This is a genomic window from Pseudomonas sp. FDAARGOS_380 (assembly GCF_002591235.1).
GTDB classification, from domain to species: Bacteria; Pseudomonadota; Gammaproteobacteria; order Pseudomonadales; family Pseudomonadaceae; genus Aquipseudomonas; species Aquipseudomonas salmasensis.
Genome location: NZ_CP023969.1, coordinates 5,553,047 through 5,577,092, shown reverse-complemented (window position 1 = coordinate 5,577,092; position 24,046 = coordinate 5,553,047). Strand labels below are relative to the sequence as shown.

Annotated in this window: 16 protein-coding genes; 9 read left to right on the top strand and 7 right to left on the bottom strand. The window is 61.2% G+C overall.

The window, feature by feature from the left end; translation table 11 throughout:
- Positions 1-487: 487 nt before the first annotated feature.
- Positions 488-1,924, bottom strand: a complete 1,437-nt coding sequence (locus CRN80_RS25915; protein WP_098951868.1) for a PLP-dependent aminotransferase family protein — start codon at positions 1,922-1,924, stop codon at positions 488-490.
- Between the two features lie 158 nt (positions 1,925-2,082).
- Between CRN80_RS25915 and CRN80_RS25910 the strand changes: the two genes are divergently transcribed.
- From CRN80_RS25910 to CRN80_RS25890, 5 genes are all read left to right on the top strand, one after another.
- Positions 2,083-2,265, top strand: coding sequence for a rubredoxin (locus CRN80_RS25910; RefSeq protein ID WP_032892249.1), 183 nt, complete (start codon positions 2,083-2,085; stop codon positions 2,263-2,265).
- A 27-nt stretch (positions 2,266-2,292) separates the two neighbouring features.
- Positions 2,293-3,162, top strand: a complete 870-nt coding sequence (locus CRN80_RS25905) for a sugar phosphate isomerase/epimerase (protein ID WP_032892248.1) — start codon at positions 2,293-2,295, stop codon at positions 3,160-3,162.
- Between the two features lie 69 nt (positions 3,163-3,231).
- The gene (locus CRN80_RS25900; protein ID WP_032892247.1) at positions 3,232-3,864 is read left to right on the top strand and encodes a LysE family translocator; all 633 of its coding nucleotides are present in this window, start codon (positions 3,232-3,234) and stop codon (positions 3,862-3,864) included.
- 79 nt (positions 3,865-3,943) lie between these two features.
- Positions 3,944-5,002, top strand: coding sequence for a diguanylate cyclase (locus tag CRN80_RS25895; RefSeq protein ID WP_044273551.1), 1,059 nt, complete (start codon positions 3,944-3,946; stop codon positions 5,000-5,002).
- A 48-nt stretch (positions 5,003-5,050) separates the two neighbouring features.
- Entirely contained in the window at positions 5,051-6,280 is a 1,230-nt protein-coding gene (locus CRN80_RS25890; protein ID WP_098951866.1) for a M20/M25/M40 family metallo-hydrolase, read from the top strand.
- 197 nt (positions 6,281-6,477) lie between these two features.
- Here CRN80_RS25890 and CRN80_RS25885 read toward each other — a convergent pair whose 3' ends face one another.
- From CRN80_RS25885 to CRN80_RS25870, 4 genes are all read right to left on the bottom strand, one after another.
- The gene (locus CRN80_RS25885; RefSeq protein ID WP_098951864.1) at positions 6,478-6,837 is read right to left on the bottom strand and encodes a hypothetical protein; all 360 of its coding nucleotides are present in this window, start codon (positions 6,835-6,837) and stop codon (positions 6,478-6,480) included.
- Entirely contained in the window at positions 6,834-11,582 is a 4,749-nt protein-coding gene (locus CRN80_RS25880) for an RHS repeat-associated core domain-containing protein (RefSeq protein WP_098951862.1), read from the bottom strand. Before CRN80_RS25880 ends, CRN80_RS25885 begins: the two co-directional genes overlap by 4 nt.
- Positions 11,583-11,710: 128 nt before the next feature.
- The gene (locus CRN80_RS25875; RefSeq protein ID WP_098951860.1) at positions 11,711-14,785 is read right to left on the bottom strand and encodes an efflux RND transporter permease subunit; all 3,075 of its coding nucleotides are present in this window, start codon (positions 14,783-14,785) and stop codon (positions 11,711-11,713) included.
- Positions 14,786-14,787: 2 nt separating this feature from the next.
- Positions 14,788-15,891 (bottom strand): efflux RND transporter periplasmic adaptor subunit, encoded by a 1,104-nt coding sequence (locus tag CRN80_RS25870; RefSeq protein WP_098951858.1) that lies wholly within the window; start codon positions 15,889-15,891, stop codon positions 14,788-14,790.
- A gap of 748 nt (positions 15,892-16,639) precedes the next feature.
- Between CRN80_RS25870 and CRN80_RS25860 the strand changes: the two genes are divergently transcribed.
- From CRN80_RS25860 to CRN80_RS25850, 3 genes are all read left to right on the top strand, one after another.
- The gene (locus CRN80_RS25860; protein WP_098951854.1) at positions 16,640-17,506 is read left to right on the top strand and encodes a pirin family protein; all 867 of its coding nucleotides are present in this window, start codon (positions 16,640-16,642) and stop codon (positions 17,504-17,506) included.
- Between the two features lie 179 nt (positions 17,507-17,685).
- Positions 17,686-19,131 (top strand): mechanosensitive ion channel family protein, encoded by a 1,446-nt coding sequence (locus CRN80_RS25855; protein WP_098951852.1) that lies wholly within the window; start codon positions 17,686-17,688, stop codon positions 19,129-19,131.
- Positions 19,132-19,224: 93 nt separating this feature from the next.
- Positions 19,225-19,662: a carboxymuconolactone decarboxylase family protein gene (locus tag CRN80_RS25850; protein WP_003190655.1), complete on the top strand. Its 438-nt coding sequence runs from the start codon at positions 19,225-19,227 to the stop codon at positions 19,660-19,662.
- A gap of 5 nt (positions 19,663-19,667) precedes the next feature.
- On the opposite strand, the gene CRN80_RS25845 is transcribed toward CRN80_RS25850, so the two are convergent.
- On the bottom strand, positions 19,668-20,438 hold the full coding sequence (locus CRN80_RS25845; RefSeq protein ID WP_098951850.1) for a helix-turn-helix domain-containing protein: 771 nt from the start codon (positions 20,436-20,438) through the stop codon (positions 19,668-19,670).
- A gap of 98 nt (positions 20,439-20,536) precedes the next feature.
- Here CRN80_RS25845 and CRN80_RS25840 point away from each other — a divergent pair, with 98 nt between their 5' ends.
- Positions 20,537-21,667 carry an MFS transporter gene (locus CRN80_RS25840; protein ID WP_032892236.1) on the top strand — a complete coding sequence of 377 codons (1,131 nt, stop codon included), beginning with the start codon at positions 20,537-20,539 and terminating at the stop codon, positions 21,665-21,667.
- On the opposite strand, the gene CRN80_RS25835 is transcribed toward CRN80_RS25840, so the two are convergent.
- Positions 21,657-23,819 (bottom strand): TonB-dependent siderophore receptor, encoded by a 2,163-nt coding sequence (locus tag CRN80_RS25835; protein ID WP_098951848.1) that lies wholly within the window; start codon positions 23,817-23,819, stop codon positions 21,657-21,659. The two genes, CRN80_RS25840 and CRN80_RS25835, sit on opposite strands and share 11 nt — an antisense overlap.
- Positions 23,820-24,046: the final 227 nt, after the last annotated feature.

Below are 24,046 nucleotides of genomic sequence, written 5' to 3'. Positions count from 1 at the left end.
TACCTACTGACACCCCCGCGATCCAACTGTGGGAGCTGGCTTGCCTGCGATGGCGGCCTGACAGCCGGGCCATATCTACCTGACACCCTACTATCCAACTGTGGGAGCGGGCTTGCTCGCGAAGGCGGCCTGGCAGGCGACACAGTTGGATTGTGTACATATCCATTGCTGCGGTAACGGCTACTTAGGGTTCCGCCCTGACGGCGGCTCACTTTTGAAAAGCCGGAATGCCGGCCCAGTCAAAAGTAAGCAAAACGCTCTTGCCCCACCACTCGGCACCTCGCCTAGGCTCGGTGTGCCCGTAATCCGCCAGTGATTTGGGGGGCCGCCGCCACGCGCCATCCATGGCGCGGGGCGGCTAAACCGGCATCCCTGCCGGTTTACCCCCCAAATCCCTGTCGAATTCCGGCCAGCGTGGTTTAACGGGGCGCCTAAGATCAAGATCACAAGCAGATCAAGATCAAGAGCGGCTCGCTTCGCATCGTGGTTAGGTTGGGGTTGGGGGGCTTTTGCTTTTTTGGGCGACACCGTGCAGCAGCAGCGCCTCGAACACTCGCTGCACGCGTGGTTCGTCGCTGTGTGCCACATTGAAGCGCATTGAGTCGCGGTGGGCCGGGTCGTAGCCAAACAGGGCGCCGGGGGCCAGTACCATGCTGCGTTTCAGGGCTTCCTGGGCCAGGAGTTCGCCGTTTACGCCGGGCGGCAGGCGTGCCCAGATGAACATCCCGCCTTCATACGCCATGGGCAGTTCGCACCCGCAGCGTTTGAGCCATTGTTCGACGCGCCCACCGGCTTCCATCAGGCGCTGCACCATGCGTTTGCGATGCTTGGCGTAGCTGCCTTCGCTGAGCATGCGGTAGACGATCTGTTCGAACAGTTCGGAGGTGACGCCGCCGCTCATCAATTTCATGTTGGTCAGGTTGGCGGCCAGTTGCGGGGCGGCCACCACGTAGCTGACGCGGGTGTTGGCACTCAGGATCTTCGAGAAACCCGACAGGTAGGTGACCTGGTCCAGCCCGGCGACGGCGGCCAGGCGTGGGGGTGGGTTGGGGTGCAGGTCGCCGTAGAGGTCGTCCTCGACGATATGGCAGTGGTAGTGCTGGGTCAGTTGCAACAGGCGGAACGCCTGGCTGGGGCTGAAGGAGTGGCCGGTGGGGTTGTGCAACACGCTGGTGGTCAGGTACAGGCTGGGGCGGTGTTCGGCCAGCAGTTGTTCGAGGGCGGTGAAGTCAAAGCCGTCGGGGCGGCGGGCAATGGTGATGACCTTGACGCCGTGCAGCGCCAGGTTGGCGTGGAAGTTGAAGTAGCACGGTGCGTCGAGCAGCACCGTGTCGCCGGGGCGGGCGAGCAGGCGCATGAGCATGTCCAGGCCCTGCACGGTATTGGGTGTGGTGATGATTTGTTCCACCGGCACCGACAAGCCTTCGCCGTGCAGTTTCTGTTGCAGCGCCTGGCGCAACGGCAACAGCCCCGCCGGTGTGCCCAGCCCGGCGATGCGCAGTGACGGCGCACGCACTACGCTGCGCATCGCCTGGCGGATCGCTTCGCCATTGAGCCAGTCCTCCGGCAAGTGCCCGCCACCGGGGCGCAGTTCGCCACTGGCGGTGGCCAACGGGCGGCGCAATACGCTGAGCAGGTCTTGGGGCAACAGGTCCACCCAGGTCGCCGAGGCCGGGCGGGTGCTGTCCATCGCCACGAAGTAGCCGCGGCCCTGGCTCGAGGTCAGCAGGTGGCGACCGCGCAGGCGGTCCAGTGCCTCGTTGAGGGTGAACTTGCTGACGCCGAGGATCTGGGTCAGTTCGCGCACGGATGGCAGTTTGCTGCCCGGTGCCCATTCGCCCTTTTCGATGGCGTGGCTGAACGCCTCGACGATCTGCTGGACCTTGGGCGTGCCTTCTACAAAAGCGATGGCGGATACAAACATGACGCGTCCTTGTGTTTGCCGGTGCTTTTACCGGTGAAGTTAGGCCGGATTAGGCATCACTTTACCTGCCTTGCGCAATGCCACTCCCCTAGACTGCGCGGCATCTCGCCAGGAGATGGCGAAATTTCCTACACCTAAGCAATGGATTTTGCATTTCCATGAAGACTTATATGTGCGCACCCTGCGGTTTTATGTACGTAGAAGAACTGGGCATTCCGGAGGACGGAATTCCCGCAGGCACCCCTTGGGAAGAGGTGCCTGAAGACTGGGCATGCCCGGATTGCGGCGTGACCAAGGCCGATTTCATGGCCATCAACCTCCCTGAACTTCAAGAAGCCTGACACACCATCAACGAAAGGAATCGTCCCATGCACAGCAAACTGATCAACGCCACCGTCCCGTTCTGCACCGGTGTGGCCCACCAGAAATACCTGGGCGCCGAAAAGGGCCTGCAAACCGCCATCGAAGGTGACTGCACCCACTGGTACATCGATGGCAGCCTGTTCGGCGAAATGGTCGATGACTGGACCGATGCACGTATCGAAAGCCTGCAGGCGCAAATCGCGGCCACGGGCGTCAAGCCGGTTTTCCACGGCAACTTCAAGGCGCCGTTGGGCAGTGATGTCGAGGCCTTCCGTAGCGCGGCCGTGGAGTACGTGAAGAAGGAAATCGACATCGCCAGCCGCCTGGGCGCGCCGTTGATCATTCATGGTGGTTGCATCGTCGAGCCGAAAATGGTGCTGATGGCCAAGAAGGTTGCCCTGGAGCATTACCTCAAGTCGGTGCAGGAACTGGCGTTGTACGCCGAGGCCAAGGGCACGGATATCTACCTGGAAAACCTGTCCAACTACGTCAACTATCGGCCATTCCATTACATCTTCACCCACGAAGCGGAATACGCCTTTGTGTTCGAGCGCCTGCAAGCCCACAGCAATGTGTACTTCTTCCTCGATGCCGGCCACGCCAACATCGAGAACGGCCTGCCGGCAGAAGTGGTGCGCAAGTACCACCACCTGATCAAGGGCATTTCCTTCAGCAACAACAACGGCGTGCAAGACCAGCACTTCGGCATCCATGACGGCAACTGCGATTACGCCGATGTGCTGCAGGCCATTGTCGAGACCAACTGGAAGGGCCTGGTTGCGTTTGAAACCCGCAACCAGACCGCCAAGGCCGCCCTGGCTGACCTGGCGGTGATGTACCGCGACTCCCTGACCACCGAAATCGCCGTCGCCTGATCGGCCTGGGGCGAGCGCCGGCTGCGTTCGCCCCGTTGCTGCTGTTTCTCTTTATTCAAGGTGCTGGCCATGACAAGTGCGTTAACCCTGTCTTCATTTCTCTACTTCCTGTTGTTCTGCGCCACCATGACCTTCAGCCCGGGCCCCATGACCCTGCTGTTGCTCAGCCTGGGCTTGAAGGATGGCCTGCGCAGTTCGATCCCGGCGCAGGTCGGCGCCAGTGTGTCGTACCTGATTTCGATCCTGATCTTTGCCGTGGGCTTTTCGGAACTGATCAAGGGCAACCTCGCCATTACCCAGACCATCCAGTTTGTCGGGGTGGCCTACATTCTTTACCTGGCCTACAAGCAGTGGACCAGCAGTGGCGTGTCGATCAACAACGCCGGCACGGTTGAGGGCGCGCGCAGCCTGTTCGGCAAAGGGCTGTTGACCGGGTTTTCCAACCCCAAGACCATCATCATGTTCAGCGCCGTGTTCCCGCAGTTTGCCGGCGCCGGTGAACACAGCTCGGCGGCGGATATCGCCATCCTTGGCCTGACGTTCCTGCTGCTGCAATTTGCCAGCGGCTGCCTGTATTGCTATTTCGGCCAGCGCATCAAGCATGTACTGGAAAACCCCAAGCGGCGCGTGCTGTTGCAGCGGATCACAGCCGTGTTGCTGCTGGGCGTGGCCTTGATGCTGGCGCGTGGGTTTTCGCACTGAAGTATTAGCCAATAAGCGGTAGTGGCGATTTGACGTTGCCCTGTTAGACTCCAGGCAATCACCCAGGATCGCCCCCACCATGCCAGCCGTCGGAGGAAAAGGACTTCCGCTCGCTTTGCGCTTGTACAAATCCCGCCTGTTGGGGCTGACGCTCGGCTTTGTGTGCGTGGCGTTCGGCATGTATCCGTTGAACCCGCCCCTGTGGGTGTGGGCCTGGATGCTGATCAACGCCTTCGCGTGGCCGCATCTGGCTTTTCAATGCTCGTTGCGTTCGGCCAATACCTTGCGCAGCGAACGCCGCAGCCTGCTGTTCGATTCCTTTTGCGGTGGGTTCTGGGTTGGCGCAATGCACTTCAACCCGCTGCCCAGCGTCACCACCCTGTCGATGATGAGCATGAACAACGTCGCCATCGGCGGGCCACGCTTCCTGTTTGCGGGTTGGGCGGCACAGGCGCTAGGGCTGGGCACCGCGCTGCTGCTGTTCACGCCTGGGTTTATCGCCGTGACCACCCAGGCCCAGCTGTATGCCTGCCTGCCGATCCTGATGCTGTATCCCCTGGCCCTGGGCTGGATCTGCTACCGCCAGGCCGTCACCTTGGCCCGCCACAAGCGTGAGCTGCTGGCCTTGAGCCGCACCGACAGCCTGTCGGGCCTGCTCAACCACGGCGCCTGGAAGGACCACCTGGACCTCGAGTTTCAACGTTGCCGCCAAGGCCCCGCCGGTGCCGCCATCGCATTGATCGACATCGACCACTTCAAGACCATCAACGACACCTACGGCCATGTGACCGGCGATATCGTCCTGCGCCAACTGAGCAAGGTGCTGCGCCAGAACCTGCGCACCACCGACCTGGCCGGGCGTTATGGCGGCGATGAGTTCTGCGTGATCCTGCCAGACATGCCCCTCAACCGTGCCACCGAGGTGATGGAGGCCTTGCGCGGTCGCTTCAACGCCTTGGCCTACGCTCAGGACCCGACACTGCGTGTGAGCCTGAGCATCGGCCTGGCGCCTTACCAGCCGAGCCATGCCGACTCCATCAGTTGGCTAAACGATGCCGACCAGGCGCTGTACGAGGCCAAGAGCAGCGGGCGCAACCGGGTCAGTTCAGTACAGGGCAGTTGGTTGCGGTCGGTTTAGTGGGGTAGGGTGGCCGGGCACCCTCCAACAAAAAACAAGGATCGGTCCATGTTCTTCTCCTTCCCGCAAACCCTGTTGGCCGCTACCCTGGCCTTGTCTTTCAGCCTGCCGGCCTACAGCGCCGAGCCTCATAAACAGATCCAGCAACAGGCCGAACAATACAAGGCCGAAGCCTTGAAACTGCTGGAGCGCCTGGTGAATATCGACTCCGGCTCAGGCTACGAGCCGGGCCTGACCCAAGTGCGCGATATCGCCGTGGATGAATTGAAACAGTTGGGTTTCACCATCGAACGGGTGCCGGACAAAGCCGCCAACAACAGCCATGTGATTGCCACCCTCAAAGGCACCGGCAAGGCCAAGATCCTGCTGATGGCCCATATGGACACGGTATTCAAGGAAGGCTCGGCTGCCGAGCGCCCCTTCCACATCAAGGACGGCCGCGCCTACGGCCCCGGTGTGATGGATGACAAGGGCGGTATCGTGGCCGGCATCTACGCGCTCAAAGTCCTCAAAAGCCAGGGCTTCAAGGACTACGCGCAGATCACCTTCCTGCTCGACGCCAGCGAAGAAACCGGGTCCGACGCCGCCTCCGAACTGATCCGCAACACTGCCAAGGGCCACGACGTGACCCTGAACCTGGAACCCGGTCGCCCCGCCGACGGGCTGGTGGTGTGGCGCAAAGGCAGCGCCACCGCCGTGGTCGAAGTCAAAGGCAAAGCCGCCCACGCCGGCGTCGCCCCGGAGCTGGGACGCAACGCCGCCATGGAAGCCGCGCACCAGATCCTGCAACTGGGCAAACTTGGTGATGAAGACAAGAAAACCACCATCAACTTCACCGTGCTCAAGGCTGGCGACCGCACCAACGTCATCCCTGACCAGGCCACCGCCAAGGCCGACGTGCGTGCGGCCTTGCCGGAAGAGTTCGACCGGATCGAGAAAGACCTGGCCCGGGTTTCAGCCAACAAATTGATCCCGGAAACCGAAGTAAAAACCAGCCTGCAGCGTGGCCTGCCACCGATGCCGCAGACGGCCGAGTCGGATAAGTTGGTAGCGATTGCCCAAGGGATTTACGGCGAACTGGGACGCAAGTTGACCATCGAAGGCAGTGGCGGCGCGGCAGATGCCAGCTTGTCCGCCGGAGTAGGCACGCCGACGTTGGATGGGTTTGGGATAGTGGGGGGCAATATTCATACGCCGGAGGAATATGCCGAGGTGGAAAGTGTGGCGCCGCGGGTTTATTTGTTGAGTCGGATGATTATGGAGCTTTCCAAGCGCTGATCAGATCGAACGAAGCGGGTTTGAATGTGGGAGGAATGCCCGTCAGGCAAACGCAGATCCCCTGTGGAGCGGGCTTGCTCGCGAAGGCGGTGTGTCAGTCGCTGCATGTGTTACTGCACTACCGCTTTCGCAGGCAAGCCAGCTCCCACATTTGGGCTTTGTTGATTTGAGCGTTGTGTTCGCTTGGTTTTGTCGGATTACTTATCTGTTTTCGCTTCAGCGTGATAACGAATTAGACATTCAAGCAATGTTTTCATAAAGGCTCTGTTGTCGATGATTTCATCTTCGAAGTAAGTGTCAAATAGATAAAATACGGACTCAAAATTCTCGTCCGTGCTGAGAAAATGCTGGAGTGTGTTGATGTGCCATTCTCTTTCATCTTGCTTATATTTGATGAATTCAGGCTTAGTTAGCGTGTTGAATAACCATGTGAGTTCCTCGTGATGGTTCACGTTTATAGAGGTAATTAGCTCTTCTCGGTCCACACTTCTGGTGTTTTCGATGCAGTATGTAAAAAGCAGACCTTGGATTATGGAGAGGTTTGGCTTGAGTTTCATTCGAGATCCGTAAATGCTGTGATAGGTTGTCCATCTTCGTTTAAGAAAACCCTAGCCTTCTTCGTTTGGCGGTATTCGTATCCATCTCGTTTATACCCTTCTCCAACTATTTTTCCCATGTGCATAGGTTGTTTGGATGCCGACAAGTTGAGCGATTTGAAAATGAGCTGAGCACGGTAAATAGCATTCAACTGGTCTCTGTGGCTTAGAAAGTGAGTCGCCGCGCTTGGCGGTCTTGGCTCTCCTTGGCGTGGCCCTCTTAGGTGTCGCTCAATTTCCCCTGTGGTTGGGTTCCTCGCTGTTATTACCCGCTCTAGTTGAGACTCTAACGACGTCTGCGCACCGTGTTTTTCTAAGAAGTGTGCCCCTGGAATTGACGCTTCAAGCTCTGATAATCGCCGATGAGCATTTGATTCTGCTAGTTCATCAATTTTCGCCTGCCGCTGCGTGCGGGTCAGTTGCGGTAAGGCAGGCTCTCCGTGGTTAACACTCTGCGCAGGGTTTGGAGCACTGGTGCTGGGTTTACATCCGTCAGCACCAGGGCATGTATTCAAGCCTAGGGGGTCGACCCAACCCGTTGGATTGGGCACATACCTGTACCCATTGATTCCTCCCGCCAACTTCACCGGGTCCGGTGTCAGGTAGCGACCAATATCCGGATTGTAGTAGCGATGGCGGTTGTAGTGCAGCCCGCTTTCCGCATCGAAGTATTGCCCTTGAAACCGCAGTGGGTTGTCGATTTTGCCTACGTCGAGTCGGGCGATCTGGCCGTAGGCGCGGTAGTGGGCGGACCAGACGATTTCGCCCTCGGGGCTGGTCAGTTCCTGCGGGGTGCCGAGGTGGTCGAGTTGGTAGTGGTAGGGCGTTGTGGCGTGTGGGCCGAAGCCTTCTAGCAGCGCCAGTGGTCGGAAGCTGTCGGGCTCGTACAGGTAGCTGCGATGGCGTTCTGCATGGTGTTCGGCAATCAGCTTGTCGCCTTGCCAGAAAAATTCAGTGGTCTTGCCGTCCACGGTCTTGCTGATGCGCCGCCCAAACGGGTCATAGCGATAGCTTGCGGTTTCGCCGTTCGGCTTTGTGATGCTGATTAACCGATGCTGGCAGTCGTAGCGGTATTCGGTGATGAGTTGCTGGCCCTTGCCGCGCCGCTCACGAATCAAGTTGCCGAAGGCGTCGTAGTCGTAATGGCGATCGCCCTGGATTATCAGGCGATTGGCCGCGACGATGTCCGGGCCGGGGCGGTCTTGCATCAGCAGGTTGCCCGCCGGGTTGTGGCCGAAGCGTTCCTGTACGTCTTGCGAGTGGTCGGCGCGGGTCAGGCGGTTTAGCGGGTCGTAGCGGTAAAGGTGTTCGCCTTTGCGGGTGTCGAGCAGGCGGGTGAGGTTGCCTGCTTTGTCGTAGTCGTATTGGCGTTGGTAGAGGTGGTTTTGTTGCTGCGTCACCGCGTGAGCGTGCAGGCGGTGTTGGTCGTCGTAGTGGTAATGGCTGAGCAGTTGGCCTTGCTGGCGCTGGTGTTCGCGGCCGCTGTTGAATAGATGTGAGGTGAGCACGTCACCATTGAGTTCGACGGTGGCGAGGTGGCCGCCTTTGTCGTGGTTGAAAGTGACGCGGTTGTTGTCTGGCAGGCACAGGTTTTTCAGCTGGCCGCAGGCGTCGTAGCCGTAGCGCAGGGTGCCCCAGCCTTGGTGCTCGGCGGTGAGGCGGTTTTGGCGGTCGTACTCGTAGGCCAACGCCCAGTGACCGTCTTCGACGCTGAGGAGGTTGCCTTGGCGGTCGTAGGCATAGTCGACAACGCTGGCATCGGGCAGGGTTTTTCGTACGAGGCGCCCGGCGTGGTCACGTTGGTAGCGGGTAATGAGCTGACTGCCATCGTCGCCGTATTCGGTTTTCTCCAGCAGGTTGCCGTTGAGGTCGTAGGCATACGCGGTGCGCTGGCCGTCGAAGCCGGTTTCCTGGCGGATCAGGCCGTTGGGGTGGTAGTCGAGTTGGTAGGTTTCGCCGGCTTCGTTTTCGATCTCGGTGAGCAGCAGCCGGGCGTTGTCGTAGCGGTACTTGACCTGGGTGCCGTCGGCGTTGAGACGGCGGCTGATCAGGTGCAGGCCGTCGGCGTATTCGTAGCGGGTGACGTGGCCCAGTTCGTCGCGTTCGGCGATGATTTTTCCGTAGGGGTTGTAGCTGAATTCGCGTGTGGCACCGCCTGGCAAGACGAGGCGAATCAGCCGACCGACGCTGTCCCATTCATAAACGGTCTGTGCGCCGTGTTCATCCTCTCGGGCGATTTGCCTTCCGAGATCGTCATAGCGATAACGCCTGATCCCACCATGGGGCAATTGCTCTTCAAGCAACTGCCCACGCTCGTTCCACACCAGCCGATGGCAACTGCTGTCGGGGTACCAAACCCCGGTCAGTTGCCCCTGTTTGTTGTAGCTGTAGTCAGTCGAATGGCCATCGGGGTCAGTCTTGCGAATGACATCGCCCTGGTCATTACGCTCATATTTCCAGACTGCCTCCCCACGGCGCACAACCCGTACGAACCCATTGTCATGCTCGTAGGCTGTCGGCTCATCATTCCCGGGAAACAGCGCCACCAAACGTCCAGCGTCGTCATATTGATAGGCCGTCACCGCGCCCATCGGGTCTTGCTCGACGGTCAGCCGGCCTTTGTCATCGTAAGATTTGTAATGCTGAGCGCCGTCCGGATCGATGCGCTGCACCAACCGCGCCCGCTGGTCATGGACATACACCTCCTGGCTACCATCGGCGTTATGCACGGTGACACGCCCGTCATCCCCCCAGGCATAACGCGTGTCCATCTGCGAAAAACTCGCCCAATGCCGCACACAGCGCGCCGCCTTGCCAGCGCCTTCCCACTCCCAAAAGAAACTCGCCCCACCGGCCAGTTGGCGTTCAAGAATGACGTGCTGATCGTCGTACCGATAGCGCTCGCTTTCACCGACAGCATTGGTCGCGCAAACCAGTCGGCCGTGTTCGTCATAGGCGTAGGAAACAACGTTCTGCTCGGTCTCCCACACGTAGGGCTCACGCCCTTTGGCGCGATGCACCTGATAGTCCACCGCGACGATGCGACCCAACTCATAACGCAACAGCAACGAGCGACCCGCACCGTTATCCAGCCGCTCAATCCGCCCTGAACGGTCCCGGCAAAGGCGCAGCCGGTTGTCATACGCATCGCTGATGGTTGTCAGCACGCCATCGCGAAAGTGATAGAAGCGCGAGGCCTGGGCCAGCACCAACTCGTCAGGCGCCGGACCCAAATAGATCGCCGCTTCCGCCAGGCTATTGGTGATCGCGGGCCGAGAGTCGGTGGGCAAGGGCAGGGCAGTCGAGCGATTCTCATGGTCAGTCCACACCACCGAATCGCCCGACACCACCAGCCGATGGGCCAGCGCATGGCTCCAACCAAACCCCAACCCACAATCGACTTCCACCGCGCTGGTGCGATACAGCCGCGTCCACTCAAATGGCAAGATCCCGTCCAACGCACCATCGGTGAGGGTCAGCAATTCCTCGCCGGTGACCATCGACACCGGGCAACCTTGGGTAACGGTCTTGTCCGCTGGTGCCGCCGCATCCCCCTTCGGATTTGAAGCCACCGCCGGCACATCATCCACACGCTCTTTCTGCGTCAGCACCGCGTTCTGCCGCGCCCGCCAGCGCATCTGCATCGTGCCTTGCTTCAGCCCACCTACCACCCCGCGAACCGCCACCGCTTTGTAGCGGTCCACCGCCTGCATGAACTTCGTGAGGATCGTCAGCACACCGGTCACGAAACCCACGGCCGACTGAAGCACCCGCGCACCGTACTTGACCAGGCGCATACTCAAATACGCCACGCCCGCCGCCGGCAGCGCGATGGTCAGCACCGCGCCAATCACCAGGTCAATCAGCAGCGACACCATAAAACCAGCGGCTGCTTGCGCGACTTCACTGGGCGGTAACGCCTCCAGCCAGATCATGGCAGTGCGCAGTAACAGGTACAGCGCGGCCTCATCACTGGCCAGCAACATCGCCCGTTCCATGACCCTGGGCGCATCGGTGGCGATTTGCGCCAACCTGGCCGCCTCGCTACCCAGTTGCTCGACGTACTTGAGCGGGTCTTCAAGCATCGCCTGCACCTGCTTGACGCTGTCCCACGCGTCACGGATCGCCGCCCAACTGCCGGCCAGCACGCCGCTGCCAATTGCGCTGGCGGGGGATTGCTGCCAATGCGGTTTGAAGCCTTGCCACTGTTCGCGCAGCCATTGCTCCAGATCCGCTGTCAGCCCCGCATAGGACGCAAACAAGGCGTCGACTTGCTGCGCTGAAACACCGCCTTGAACCCTCACCTGATAACGCCCGCCGGCGGCGCAGTCGTGGGAACCCTCGCCGTGCTCGTCGAGCAGGATGACCTTGGAACTGCCGTCATCCAGCCCGATCACCTCAACCGGGATATTGCCGATCGGCACGTCGTACGCTGACTCGAACCTGCTCTGGATCTTCAGCACACCTCCTGCCGGACAGCGGGCCACGGTGGCAAAGTCCGCATCGCCAAGACTCACCGACTGCTGCGCATCCCCAGCCCGTAATACCCGGTCCATACCCAGCAATGACGGCATGTCCGCTGCATGACTGACCGTATCCAGCGCACGCGAATACCAGGCGCCCATCTGCTGGCGGTACTCCACCAGGCTCTGATGGAAACCATCCAGCTCGTGTTCGATAAAGGTAACTTGGGCTGCTTGGGTCATCCGCGACGGCTCCCCACGGGGGGCGGCCAGGTAACCAAGGCACTCACAGGAAAAACCATCTGCAATCCCTCGCACTGTTTAATCAGGCGAGGGACTTTGCAGCGGTTGAAAGAGGAGGGGAGTAGAGCTTATCCGACCGTTACGTGGGACATTTCAGCAACCTTGTCGCGCAGCACCAGGCTGCACAGCGCCGGCAAAAACAACAGCGTCAACACCGTGCCCACCAGCACCCCGCCAATCAGCACATAGGCCAGGGACGACCAGAACACCGACAACGTCAACGGAATAAACGCCAGCGCCGCTGCCAGTGCCGTAAGGATCACTGGCCGCGCACGCCGCACCGTGGCTTCGATGATGGCCTCGCGAATCGCCATGCCGTAGTCCTGGTTCTGGCGGATCTGGTCGGTGAAAATCAGCGTGTTGCGCATCAGGATGCCGCCGATGCCAATCAGGCCCAAGATCGCGTTAAAGCCGAACGGCTGGTTGAACAACAACAAGGTCGGCACTGCACCAATCAGGCCCAAAGGCGCGGTGGCGAAGACCATGAACATCACGCCGAACGAGCGCACCTGGAACATGATCACCGTGAGGGTCAGCAGGATCATGATCGGGAACAGCGCCGCCAGGGCGACGTTGGCCTTGGCGCTTTCCTCAACCGGGCCGCCGATGTCGATTTTGTAACCGCTGGGCAACTTCGCGATCAGCGGTTGCAGGTCTTTGTACACGGCCATTTCCACGTCGGGCGGTTGTACGCCGTCGATGATGTCGGCGCGTACCTCCACGGTGGTGGCGCGGTCGCGGCGCTTGAGGATCGGCTCTTCCATTACCGCCTGGAAATGCCCGACCTGGGCCAATGGCACCGAGGTGCCGGCGCTGTTGGTCAGGGTCATGTTGTTGAGGTTGCCCAGGTCTTCACGCTGGCTGCCCTGGGCACGGGCCACCACCGACACGGTGCGGTTGCCTTCGCGCACTTCGGTGATCGGGTTGCCGCTGAGCAAAGCGTTGAGCTGGGACTTGACCTCGTCCGGCGTGAACCCCAGCAGGCGCAAGCGATCCTGATCCAGCACCAGGCGATAACCGCTGGCACGTTCGCCCCATTCGAGGAAGGTGTCTCTGGTCAGCTTGTTGCCGGCCACCACCTGACGCACGTCTTCAGACAGCCCGCGCAGCACATTCAGGTCCGGCCCGGAAACGCGGAACACCACCGGGAACGGCACTGGCGGGCCGAAGACGAGCTGTGTGACCCGAACCCGCGCCGAAGGGAATTCGCCTGCCGCAATGCGCTCACGCATCCGCAGTTTCAGCGCATCGCGGGCATGGGAGTCTGGAGTTTGCACGATCAACTTGGCAAACGCCGGGTCCGGCATTTCGGGGTTTAACGACAGGAAAAACCGTGGTGCGCCGCCGCCCACATAGGTGTCGACCATGCTCGTTTGGGGTTCCTGTAACAGGGCCTTCTCCACCTGCGCCGCCACCGCCTCGGTGCTTTTGAACGCGCTGCCGGGCGGCATATACACTTCCAGAATCAGCTCGGAGCGGTCGGAGTCCGGGAAGAACTGTTTCTTCACCACCGCCATACCCAGACCACACAGCACAAACGCGGCCACCACCAGCCCAGTTACCAGCCAGCGCCCACGCACGCAGGCCTCCACCAGGCGGCGCAGCTTCTGGTAGTAGCGTCCGGCATAAATCGCATCATGCCCGCCGGGCACTGGCTTGATCTGCGGTAGCATCTTTACGCCCAGGTAAGGCGTGAACACCACCGCGACCAGCCACGACGAAATCAACGCAAACCCGACAATCCAGAAGATATTGCCGGCGTACTCGCCGGCACCGGAGCGCGCAAACCCCACCGGCAAAAAGCCAATGATGGTCACCAGCGTACCGGTGAGCATGGGCGCGGCGGTGGAGCTCCAGGCATAGGTCGCCGCGTGAATGCGGTCAAAGCCTTCTTCGAGTTTGACCACCATCATCTCGATGGCAATGATCGCGTCGTCCACCAACAGGCCCAGGGAGATGATCAGCGCGCCGAGGGTGACCCGGTCGAATTCCCGGCCCGTGACCAGCATGATCACGAACACGATCGACAGGGTCAGCGGCACGGCGGCCGCCACCACCAGCCCCACGCGAAAGCCCAGGGCCAACAGGCTGATCAGCATCACCACCGCCAGGGCGACGAAGAATTTGAGCATGAATTCATTGACTGCCAGGCTGATGTTTTTCGCCTGGTCGGAGACCTTGGCGAAGTTCACGCCCAGGGGCAGGTCGGCCTGGATCCGCGCTTCTTCGGCTTGCAGACTCTTGTCTAGTTCAAGGCCGTTCCAGTGCTTCTCCATGATCACGCCCAGCATCAGCGCCGGGTCGCCCTGGTGGCGGATGCGGTAACTGGGCGGGTCTTCATAACCCCGGCTCACGGTGGCCACATCGGCGATGCGCAATACGCGGCCATTGACTTGCAGGGGCACATTCTCGATCAAGGCCAGGCTGTCGAACGCGCCGTCGATGCGGATATAGGCGCGGGCGCCCGCGGTTTCGACGAAGCCGGAGGGCGCCACGGCGTTTTGTGCGGCGAGGGCGGCGAAGATCTGTTCGGGCTTGATGCCCAGGGTTGCCAGACGCTCATAGGAAAACTCGACAAACACGCGCTGGGCCTGTTCGCCGAGGATATTGACCTTCTTCACCCCGGGCAGGTTGAGCAGGCTCTGGCGCAATTGTTCGGCCATTTGCACTTGCTGGCGGTGGGGCAGGTGTTCGGCTTCCAGGGCGTACAACGCAAAGTACACATCGGAATATTCATCATTGAAAAACGGCCCGATCACGCCCTTGGGCAATTGCGCGGCTTCGTCGCTGAGCTTTTTGCGCGTCTGGTAGAACAGCGCCTGGATCTCGCTCGGGCGGGTGGACTCGAGGAAGGTCATGCGCATCGACACAAAGCCCGGCTGGGCAATGGTCTCGACGCGGTCGTAGTAGTCCAGTTCCTGCAGGCGCTTTTCCAGGCGGTCGGCCACTTGCTCCTGCATCTCCTGGGCGGTAGCGCCGGGCCAGGCAGCGGTGATGGTCATCACCTTGACGGTAAACGAAGGGTCTTCGGCGCGGCCCAGCTTGCCAAAGGCGAAGACCCCGGCGACGAGGATCGCAATCAGCAAAAACAGGGTGACGGCGCGGTGTTTGACGGCCAGTTCGGAGAGGTTGATCCCGCGCATACTCATTGATCCTGCTGACGGTTGAGGGCCAGCGCCTGGGCGGGCAGCAAGCGCACCGTGTCGCCGCTGTGCAGCAGGTGGGCGCCAAGGGCGACGATGGTTTGGCCGGGTGTTACGCCGCTGTCGAGCAAGGCGTCTTCCTGGCCGAGGCTGGCGACTTTCACCGGGGCGAAGCTGATCTTTTGGTCATCGCCAATCAGCCAGACGCCCGTGCCTTGCCCTGCATCCTGCAAGGCGCCAATGGGCACGCGGGTTTGCAGGGGCTGGCCGTTGCCTTGCAGGCGCACGGTGATGGTGGAGCCGAGGGCGAAACGCTCGACCGAACCCTGCAGCACATAACGTGCGCGGTAAGTGCGGGTGACCGGGTCGGCGCTGGCGGACAGCTCGCGCAGGGTGGCGGTCACGGCCTGGTCGGGTGCGCCGAAGGGGAATGCCAAGGCTTTTTGCGCGGCCAGGTCACGCCGGTTCTCCGGCAGGTTGACGATGGCTTCACGGGCACCGTCATGGGCCAGGCGCGCGACGATTTGCCCTTCGGCCACCACCTGTCCGCGATCGGCCAGCACATCGGTGATGATGCCGTCGCCATCGGCCTTGAGCACCGAATACGTGCGACGGTTTTCGATCTGGCTGGCGTCCGATTGCGCCGCGGCCAGTTCGGCCTGGGCGACGCGCAGGTTGGTGGCCGACTGGTCGAAGATCTGCCGCGACACCGCGCCGGTACTGGCCAGGCGCTGGTAACGGTTTTCATCGTCACGGCGCTGGCGCAGTTGCGCCTCGGCGGCGTTGACGCGGTTCTTGGCCGAACGCAGCGCCAGTTCGAAGTCGCCGATGTCCAGTACCAACAGGGTGTCGCCACGGGAGACATGCTGGCCGGGGTCGACCTTGCGCTCGATCACCTTGCCACTGACCCGAAAGCCCAGGTTGCTTTCAGTGCGTGCTGCCACCACGCCGGTGTAGGCACTTTGCTGGGTGCCGGCGGCTTCGACTTTGGCGGCAAGTACCGGACGTGAAACGGGCGCCTCGGCGGTATCGGCCTTGCTGTTGCAGCCATTAAGAATCATCAGCAGAGCCAGGGGCGTGAGAAGGCGCAGGGGGAGAGGGGGCATGGCGAACTCCGGAAACCATTGTGCAAAAAATTACGGGCGTAATTTTCTGCTTATATTATGGTTGAAATATAAATTAATCCAGCCCCCGATAATCCCAGTCAGCTATGCGCAGATCTCCTGTGGGCTTGTTCCGAAAACGGAGTGTCAGTCACTGATGAGTCAACCGAACCATCTACACATTCTTGTAGGTTGTAGCAGCCAACGCTAACCACGATGCGAAGCGAGCCGCCCTTGATCTTGATCTGCTTTTGATCTCAAGCGCCCCGTTAAACCACGCTGGCCGGAATTCGACAGGGATTTGGGGGGTAAACCGGCAGGGATGCCGGTTTAGCCGCCCCGCGCCATGGATGGCGCGTGGCGGCGGCCCCCCAAATCACTGGCGGATTACGGGCACACCGAGCCTAAGCGAGGTGCCGAGTGGTGGGGCAAGAGCCTTTTGCTTACTTTTGGGCTCTTCAAAAGTGAGCCGCCGTCAGGGCGGAACCCTAAGCGGCCGTTACCGCAGCAATGGATATGTACACAATCCAACTGTGTCGCCTGCCAGGCCGCCTTCGCGAGCAAGCCCGCTCCCACAGTTTGGACCGCGGGGTGTCAGGTAGATAGATATCGACTGGCAGGCCGTCATCGCAGGCAAGCCAGCTCCCACAGGTTAAAGCATTGTTCTATATGTAGAACGATCAGGGCCAATTTTGCCGTCTAGTACTCAGGCGTGAGGCGAATTAAGCTGTACTCACTTTGGAGGTACACCATGAAAAAGCTGATTGGTATCTACACCAGCCCCCGCGCCCACTGGGTCGGCGACGGCTTCCCGGTACGCACGTTGTTTTCCTACGACACCATGGGCCAGCACATCAGCCCATTCCTGTTGCTGGATCACGCCGGCCCCGCCGAATTCACCCCCACCGAACAGCGCCGTGGCGTCGGCCAACACCCGCACCGCGGCTTTGAAACCGTGACCATCGTCTACGACGGCGAAGTCGAACACCGCGATTCCACCGGTGCCGGCGGCAAGATCGGCCCAGGCGATGTGCAATGGATGACCGCAGCCAAGGGCATTCTTCACGAGGAGTTCCACTCCCAAGACTTCGCCCGTCGCGGCGGCGCACTGGAGATGGTGCAACTGTGGGTCAACCTGCCGGCCAAGGACAAAATGGCGGATGCCGGTTACCAGACCATCGTCGATGGCGACATTCCGGTGCTGCCATTGGCGAACGACGCCGGCCACCTGCGCCTGATCGCCGGGGAATTTGCCGGTACGCAAGGCCCGGCCCGCACCTTCACGCCTATAGACGTGTGGGACTTGCGCCTCAACGCCGGTAAAGCAGTCACGCTGGACCTGCACGCCGGGCGTAATACCGCCTTGGTGGTGCTCAGCGGCACGTTGTTGATCAATGGCGAAGAGGTCGCACGCCAGGGGCAATTGGCGCTGTTCGAGCGCGACGGCAAGCAACTGACCCTGGAGTCCAACGACGACGCCAAGGTGCTGCTGCTCAGCGGCGAACCCATCGACGAGCCCATCGTCGGCCACGGCCCTTTCGTGATGAACACCGAGCAGGAGATTCACCAGGCATTTGCCGACTTCCAGTCGGGCAAATTCGGGCAGATGCACGCCTGACGATTCACCGCAAACCCCTGTAGGAGCGAGCTTGCTCGCGAAGAACTGCAACATACCGCGTTCAATCAGACAGCACGCGTCATCGTTGTGGTTTTTCGCGAGCAAGCTCGCTCCTACATTTTGTTTCCAGGGTTCTGATTTCATGCGATCTTCTCGGCATTCGCCCTGGAGTCGCCTGGATGCCCTCATTTATCGCTGATCACCCGATGCTGTGCGCCGTGGCGTTGATCCTGATCGACATCGCCGTGTGGCGCCTTATTTCCCCCAACCTGGCCAACTGGAAACTCGCAGCGCGGCTGGTGATTTTCGCGGTGTTCAGTGCCGTGCTGTTCAACGACGGCATGAACCCCATGCAAGCGGCGCCCTATGCCGATGACACCACGTTGCACCTGGCCGCCACGGCATTGCAGATCGGCTGGTGGCTGTTTGCGGCGCGCACCCTCACGGTATTGCTCGGCGCAGTGATGATGCAGCGGGTCGGCCATACCGGGCGCTTGTTGCAGGACCTGCTGGGCGCCGTGATTTTCCTCATCGCGATCATCGCCGCCATGGCCTACGTGCTCGACCTGCCGGTCAAAGGCGTATTGGCCACCTCCGGCGCCGTGGCGATCATCGTCGGCCTGGCCTTGCAAAGCACTTTGAGCGACGTGTTTTCCGGGATCGTCCTCAATACCACCAAGCCTTACCAGATCGATGACTGGATCTCCATCGATGGCACCGAAGGCCGTGTTACGGATATCGACTGGCGTGCCACACGCCTGCAAACCTCCCAGGGCAGCCTGGCGGTGATCCCTAACTCCCTGGCGGCCAAGGCCAAGATCATCAACTTCTCGCGCCCGGCAGACATGTTCGGCCTGGCGGTCAGCCTGCAAGTCAGCCCCCATGCACGCCCGCAAACCGTGATCGAAGCGCTGGAGCGTGCGATGCAGGGCTGTCGGCCGTTGCTGGCCCAGCCGGCGCCCAGCGTGGCGTTCAAGGCATCCACTGGCAGTGGCGTGGAATATGAAATCAGCGGCTTTGTGCCGGCCATGGGCCTTAAGCGCGAAACCCGCAACCAGCTTTACGACCTGGCCTACCGGCATTTGCAGGCGGCGGGTGTGGGGCTGTTGTCCGCCACCGAAGGCAGTACGCCGCCTGCGGTGTCTGGCGCCCGCGCCTTGCTGGAGCGCTCGTCGATCTTCTCCACCTTGCGTCAGGAAGAAAAAGACACCTTCAGCCAGAACATGACCCTGCACACCTACCGCGCCGGTGAGATGATCCTGGCCGCGGGGGAGGTCAGCGATCACCTGTTCATCATCGAGTCCGGCGTGGTCTCGGTGCTGTTGGTCAAGGACGGGCACAAGTTCGAGGCCGGGCGCATGGGCCCGGGGGAGGTGATCGGTGAGTCCGGCATTCTCTCCGACCAGGCGGCGCTGGCGGATTTCTCGGCCAAGACCTACTGCACGCTCTACCGCATCGAAAATGAATACCTCAAGCCGTGCCTGGACGCCCGGCATGATATCGGCGAAGCCATGAAGGCGCTGCTGGACTTCCGCCGCCATGCCGCCCAGGCCCTGACCGAAGACGCACCCGTGGTGCCGGTGAAGAAGGGCTTCATCCAGTGGCTGAGGAACCGTGGCCTGTAGATTGGTCACCTGTTCTTCGCCCGGATTGGCTATTTCTCCAGGACGCCGGGGTGACTAACCTGCTCACCAATCCCACTGTCCTGGAGCAACGCCATGCAAACCCGTACCGATTTCTACACCGCTTCCCCAGACGCCATGAAAGCCATGCTCGCCCTGGAAGCGGCGGTCGGCAAACTCTCCATCGAACTGCCACTGCTGGAACTGGTGCGCCTGCGCGTCTCGCAGATCAATGGCTGCGCGTTCTGCCTGGACATGCACACCGCCGATGCCCGCAAGGGCGGCGAAACCGAGCGCCGCCTGTACACCGTGTCGGCCTGGCGTGAAACCCCGTTCTTCACCCCGCGCGAGCGCGCTGCCCTGGCCTGGGCCGAAAGCCTGACCCTGCTCAGCCAGACCCACGCCCCGGATGAAGACTTCGACGCACTGGCCGCCCAATTCAGCCCCCAGGAACAAGTAGACCTGAGCGTCGCCATCGCCACCATCAACAGCTGGAACCGCCTGGCGGTGGGCTTTCGCAAGATGCCCAAGTAAGCCCGTCAGTTGGCTTTGAAATAGTTTCGCGGCGTGGTGCCGGTCATGCCTTTGAAAAAGGCGATCAGTGCACTGTCGCTGGCAAAGCCCAGTTCAAAGGCGCAGTAGCCCAGGCTGCGCCCGATGGCAAGCAGTTCGATCATGCGCATCAGACGCCACTGTTGGCGCCATTGCTGATACCCCAGGCCGGTTTCCTTGAGGAAAATCCGGCCGATGGTCTTGGTGCTGGCGCCAATGTGCTGTTCCAGGTCCTGCAGCGTGGGGGGCAAGCGGTCAAGCTGGGCCAGCAGCGGCGCCAGGCGCTTGTCCCGTGGCAACGGCAACAGCATGGGTTGCGCCGCCGCGTGGCGGATTTCATCCAGGCACAGTCCGAGCAAATGGGCATAGCGACCTGCCTGCCAGTCGGTCTCGAACGGCGCCAGGGCCATGGGTTCCAGCACTGCCCTGAGCAAGGCACTCACTTGGATCACCCGCACCTGGGCCGGCAATTGCTCGGCCAGGGCCGCACTCACATACACCGACCGATAATCCACCGCCTGCTGCATCACCGCACGATGGGGCAGGCCGCCGGGGATCCAGGCTGCGCGGCTAGGTGGCAACAGGCACAGTTGATTGTCCAGGGTGATGCGCGTGCAACCTTGCTGGGTGAACAACAGTTGCCCGCGCTGGTGCACATGCAGGCCCGAATCGTGATTGCCCAGCACCGCCGCGATGCCGATCACGGGCGCTGCGAAGGCATCGGGGTTGAAAGACGCGGTAGCGGCAAGCCAGGCCATGGGTTGTCCGATTTGATGGATAAAGTGTCGAAGTTCGGATAATAGCCCAGCTGGCGCGCCCTAGAATCCGTCCGTTGTGTTTATGGATGGATCGTGTGATGACATTTAAAAAGTTGCTGCCGCTGACCATGGCCCTGCTGATGTTCCCGCAGTTGGCCCAAACCCTGTACAGCCCGGCCCTGGGCGATATCGGCCGCGCCTTTGACGTCGCGCCGGAACGCGCAGGGCAGACCTTGTCGGTGTATTTCCTCGCCTTCGCCCTGGGCGTGGTGGTGTGGGGCCGGCTGAGTGATCGTCTGGGGCGGCGGCCGGTGATGCTGATGGGGCTGGCAATCTATGTGGGCGCTTCGGCGCTGGCCTTGACGGTGACGACATTCAACGCCTTGCTGCTGGCCCAGGCCTGTGCTGCCTTTGGCGCGGCGGTGGGGTCGGTGGTCACGCAGACGGTGTTGCGTGACCGTTTCCACGGTGCCGACCTGGCCCAGGTGTTTTCCGTGATGGGTATTGCGCTGGCCGCCAGTCCTGCTATCGGCCTGTTCAGCGGCGCGAGCCTGGTGGAATTTTTCGGTTACCGCGGCGTGCTCTGCGCGTTGTTGCTGCTCGCGGCGGTGTTATGGGGCTGGTGTTGGTGGGCCTTGCCGGAAACCCGCCCGGCCTCCTTGCCCACCGCCGCCCTTGGCCAGACGCTCGGTCTGATGCTCAAGGATGCCGGAGTATGGTGCTCGGTCGGGTTGGTCGCGGCGTTCAATATCGCGCTGTTCAGCTATTACAGCGTGGGGCCGTTTATCTTCGCGCAGCAAGGGCGTTCCACCGCCGAGTTCGGCTACAGCGGCGTGCTGCTCGCGCTGGGTTCCGGGTTGGGGGCATGGCTGAACAAAGCCTTGCTCAAGCGTGGGTTGAGCGGCGAGCGGTTGGTGGTTGTCGCCGCAGCGGTGGCCGTGGTGGGGAGCCTGTTGGTGTTGGCCCTGCAGCACAGCTGGCTGTTGGTGTGGCCGATGCTGTTGGTGGTGCTGGCCTTCGGCATGGCGATTCCCAACGTGCTGGGGGCGGCCCTGGTCGATTACCGAGACCGCCTTGGCACCGCCGCCGCCTTGTTTGGCTTGCTGTACTACCTGGTGATTGGCGGCGGGCTGGCCTTGGTGACCTGGTCTCAGGATCTTGGCTGGAGCCTGTTGGTGTGTGGCTTGGCAGCGTTGTGGCTGGCTACGTCGCGGCTACTCAGAAGTTGACCGACGCACTCAAGCGCGCCGTCAACGGCGCGCCCTGGAACAGGTAGTCATCGCCCATGTATTCGCCGGCGTCGCGCCAGTAGCGCTTGTCGAACAGGTTGTCGACGCTCAGGCGAAACACCGTTTCGTAGCCATCGACCTTAGTGGTGTAGCGGCTCCCGACGTTGACCACCGCGTAGTCGCCCACTTCCACATTGCCGGTGCGATTGGCGGACTTCTTGGCGCTGTATTGCACGCCACCCAATACCGCCAGGCCATTGACCCAGGGCAGGGCGTAGTCGGCGTACATACTGGCGCGCAGCTTGGGCACGTTGATCGCCTGATGGCCTTCGTACTCCGGCGTGCCGCTGCCGCTCACCCGCGCTCGGATCGCGGCCACGCTGGTGGCGATCTGCAGACGGTCGGTGGCCCAGCCGTTGGCGGACAATTCAATCCCGGTGTTTTTCTGCTGGCCCTGCTGCACGTAGTTGAACGTGACACCTTCGGGCTTGGCGTATTGGTAAGCCTGGCGCGTCTGGAACACGGCGGCGGCGAAGCTGATACGGCGCCAGTCGTATTTCACCCCGGCTTCGAGCTGGCGTGAGACGGTGGGGGCGAGGGTTTCATCTGCATTGTCTGCGAACCACGGCGCGGTGCCACCCAGGGACAGGCCCTTGCTGTAGCTGGTGTACAACGAAACGTTGTCCACCGGCTTGTAGATCAACGAGGCCTGGGGCAGGAACACGTACTGTTGGGTGTGGCGCGTCTGGTTGCCGGTGACACTGTCGAAGGCTTTTTCGTCCAGGCGCACTTCGCGGCCGCCGAGAATGGTTTGCCATTGCTCGTTGAAGCGGATGCGGTCGGTGACGAACAGGCCGTACTGGCGGCTGTCGAGGTTGCGATGGCTGTCGTTCAGCGGCTTATCGGTCGGGGGAAAGCTCGGTACTTCTTGGTCGATATTGGCGGTGCCGATGAATTCGTTGACCGACTTGCGTTTGTCGATCACCCGGCGAAACGCGCTGGTGCCAAAGGTCAGTTCATGGCCGATGCCGGCGGTGTCGAAGAGGCCGGTCATGGCCGCCTGGATCTCGTCGTCGCGGCGGGTGTCGTCGGGGCTGCGGTAGTCGTAGACGTCGTAATTGCCTTCGGGGCTGAAGTAGTTCGGCACGCTTGTAGAACTGCAACTGTCTGAACCATAGCAACCCCAGGCAAACGAACTGTAGTCATCAATCACCACCTTGCTACGCGCCGCGCTGACACTGCCTATCCACTGATCGCTGAAACGGTACTCGAACTTGCCGTTGAGGTTCAGCGAATCAATCCCGACCTGCTTGCCGCCCGTCTGGTGCCCCAGCAGCTTTTTCGGCGACGCATCATGGGGCACTTCGGTGCCGCCCAGCAGTTGATAACCGGGTACTGAGCGCTGTTGTTTGTTCTGGTATTCGGCATCCAGTTGCAGCACGGCGTCGGGGCTGATGTTCCAGTCAAAGGCCAGGGACACAAAGTCGCGCTGGCCGTTGGCGTGTTCCACATAGGAATTGAGGTCTTCATGGGCGACGTTGGCGCGCAGGCCGAACTGCTGCTCGCTGCCAAACCAGCCGCCGACATCGGTGGCGATGTAGCCACTGCCACGATCATCGGTGGACACCGTTACCGAACGCACATCCTGCGGGCGCTTGGTCACGTAGTTGATCACCCCGCTGGGCTCGGAAATGCCGCTCTGCAAACCCGCCAGGCCCTTGAGCACTTCCACTTGCTGCTTGTTTTCCAGGGCGACGTTCTGCTCGCCGGTGATGGTGCGCCCATTGATCTTGTAACTGCTGGCCGCGTTCAACGAAAAGCCACGCACCACGAAATTTTCGTAATAGCCAATGGGCGCGTAACTGTCGCCCACCGAGGCATCGTTGCGCAGCACTTCACTGAGCAAGCGTGCCTGCTGGTCCTTGATCAGCGCGGCGTTGATCACCGTGATCGAAGCGGGGGTGTCCAACAGCGGCGCTTCGTCAAAGCCGCCCACCGACGCGGTTTCGTTGCGGTAACCCGACTCATCCTGGCCCTGGACTTTTACGGTCGGCAGCTCGATCTCTGCGGCCAGGCTGCTGCCGATGCCGCCACTAAGCAACAGGCCGAGGGCGAAACGTGAGGTGACGACGGGGCGGAAACGCAAAACCATGGGGCAAGGCCTTAAAGCGCTGGGCGGGGGGCGCATAAGCTAGGCATAACGGCGGGATTTTACAAGTTATGCAGAGGGGCTCTGCGACACCGCTGATCGAATGTGGGAGCTGGCTTGCCTGCGATGGCGGCCTGACAGCCGCCGCCAATCTAGCTGACACCCCACGATCCAACTGTGGGAGCGGGCTTGCTCGCGAAGGCGGCCTGGCAGTCAACACAGTTGGATGG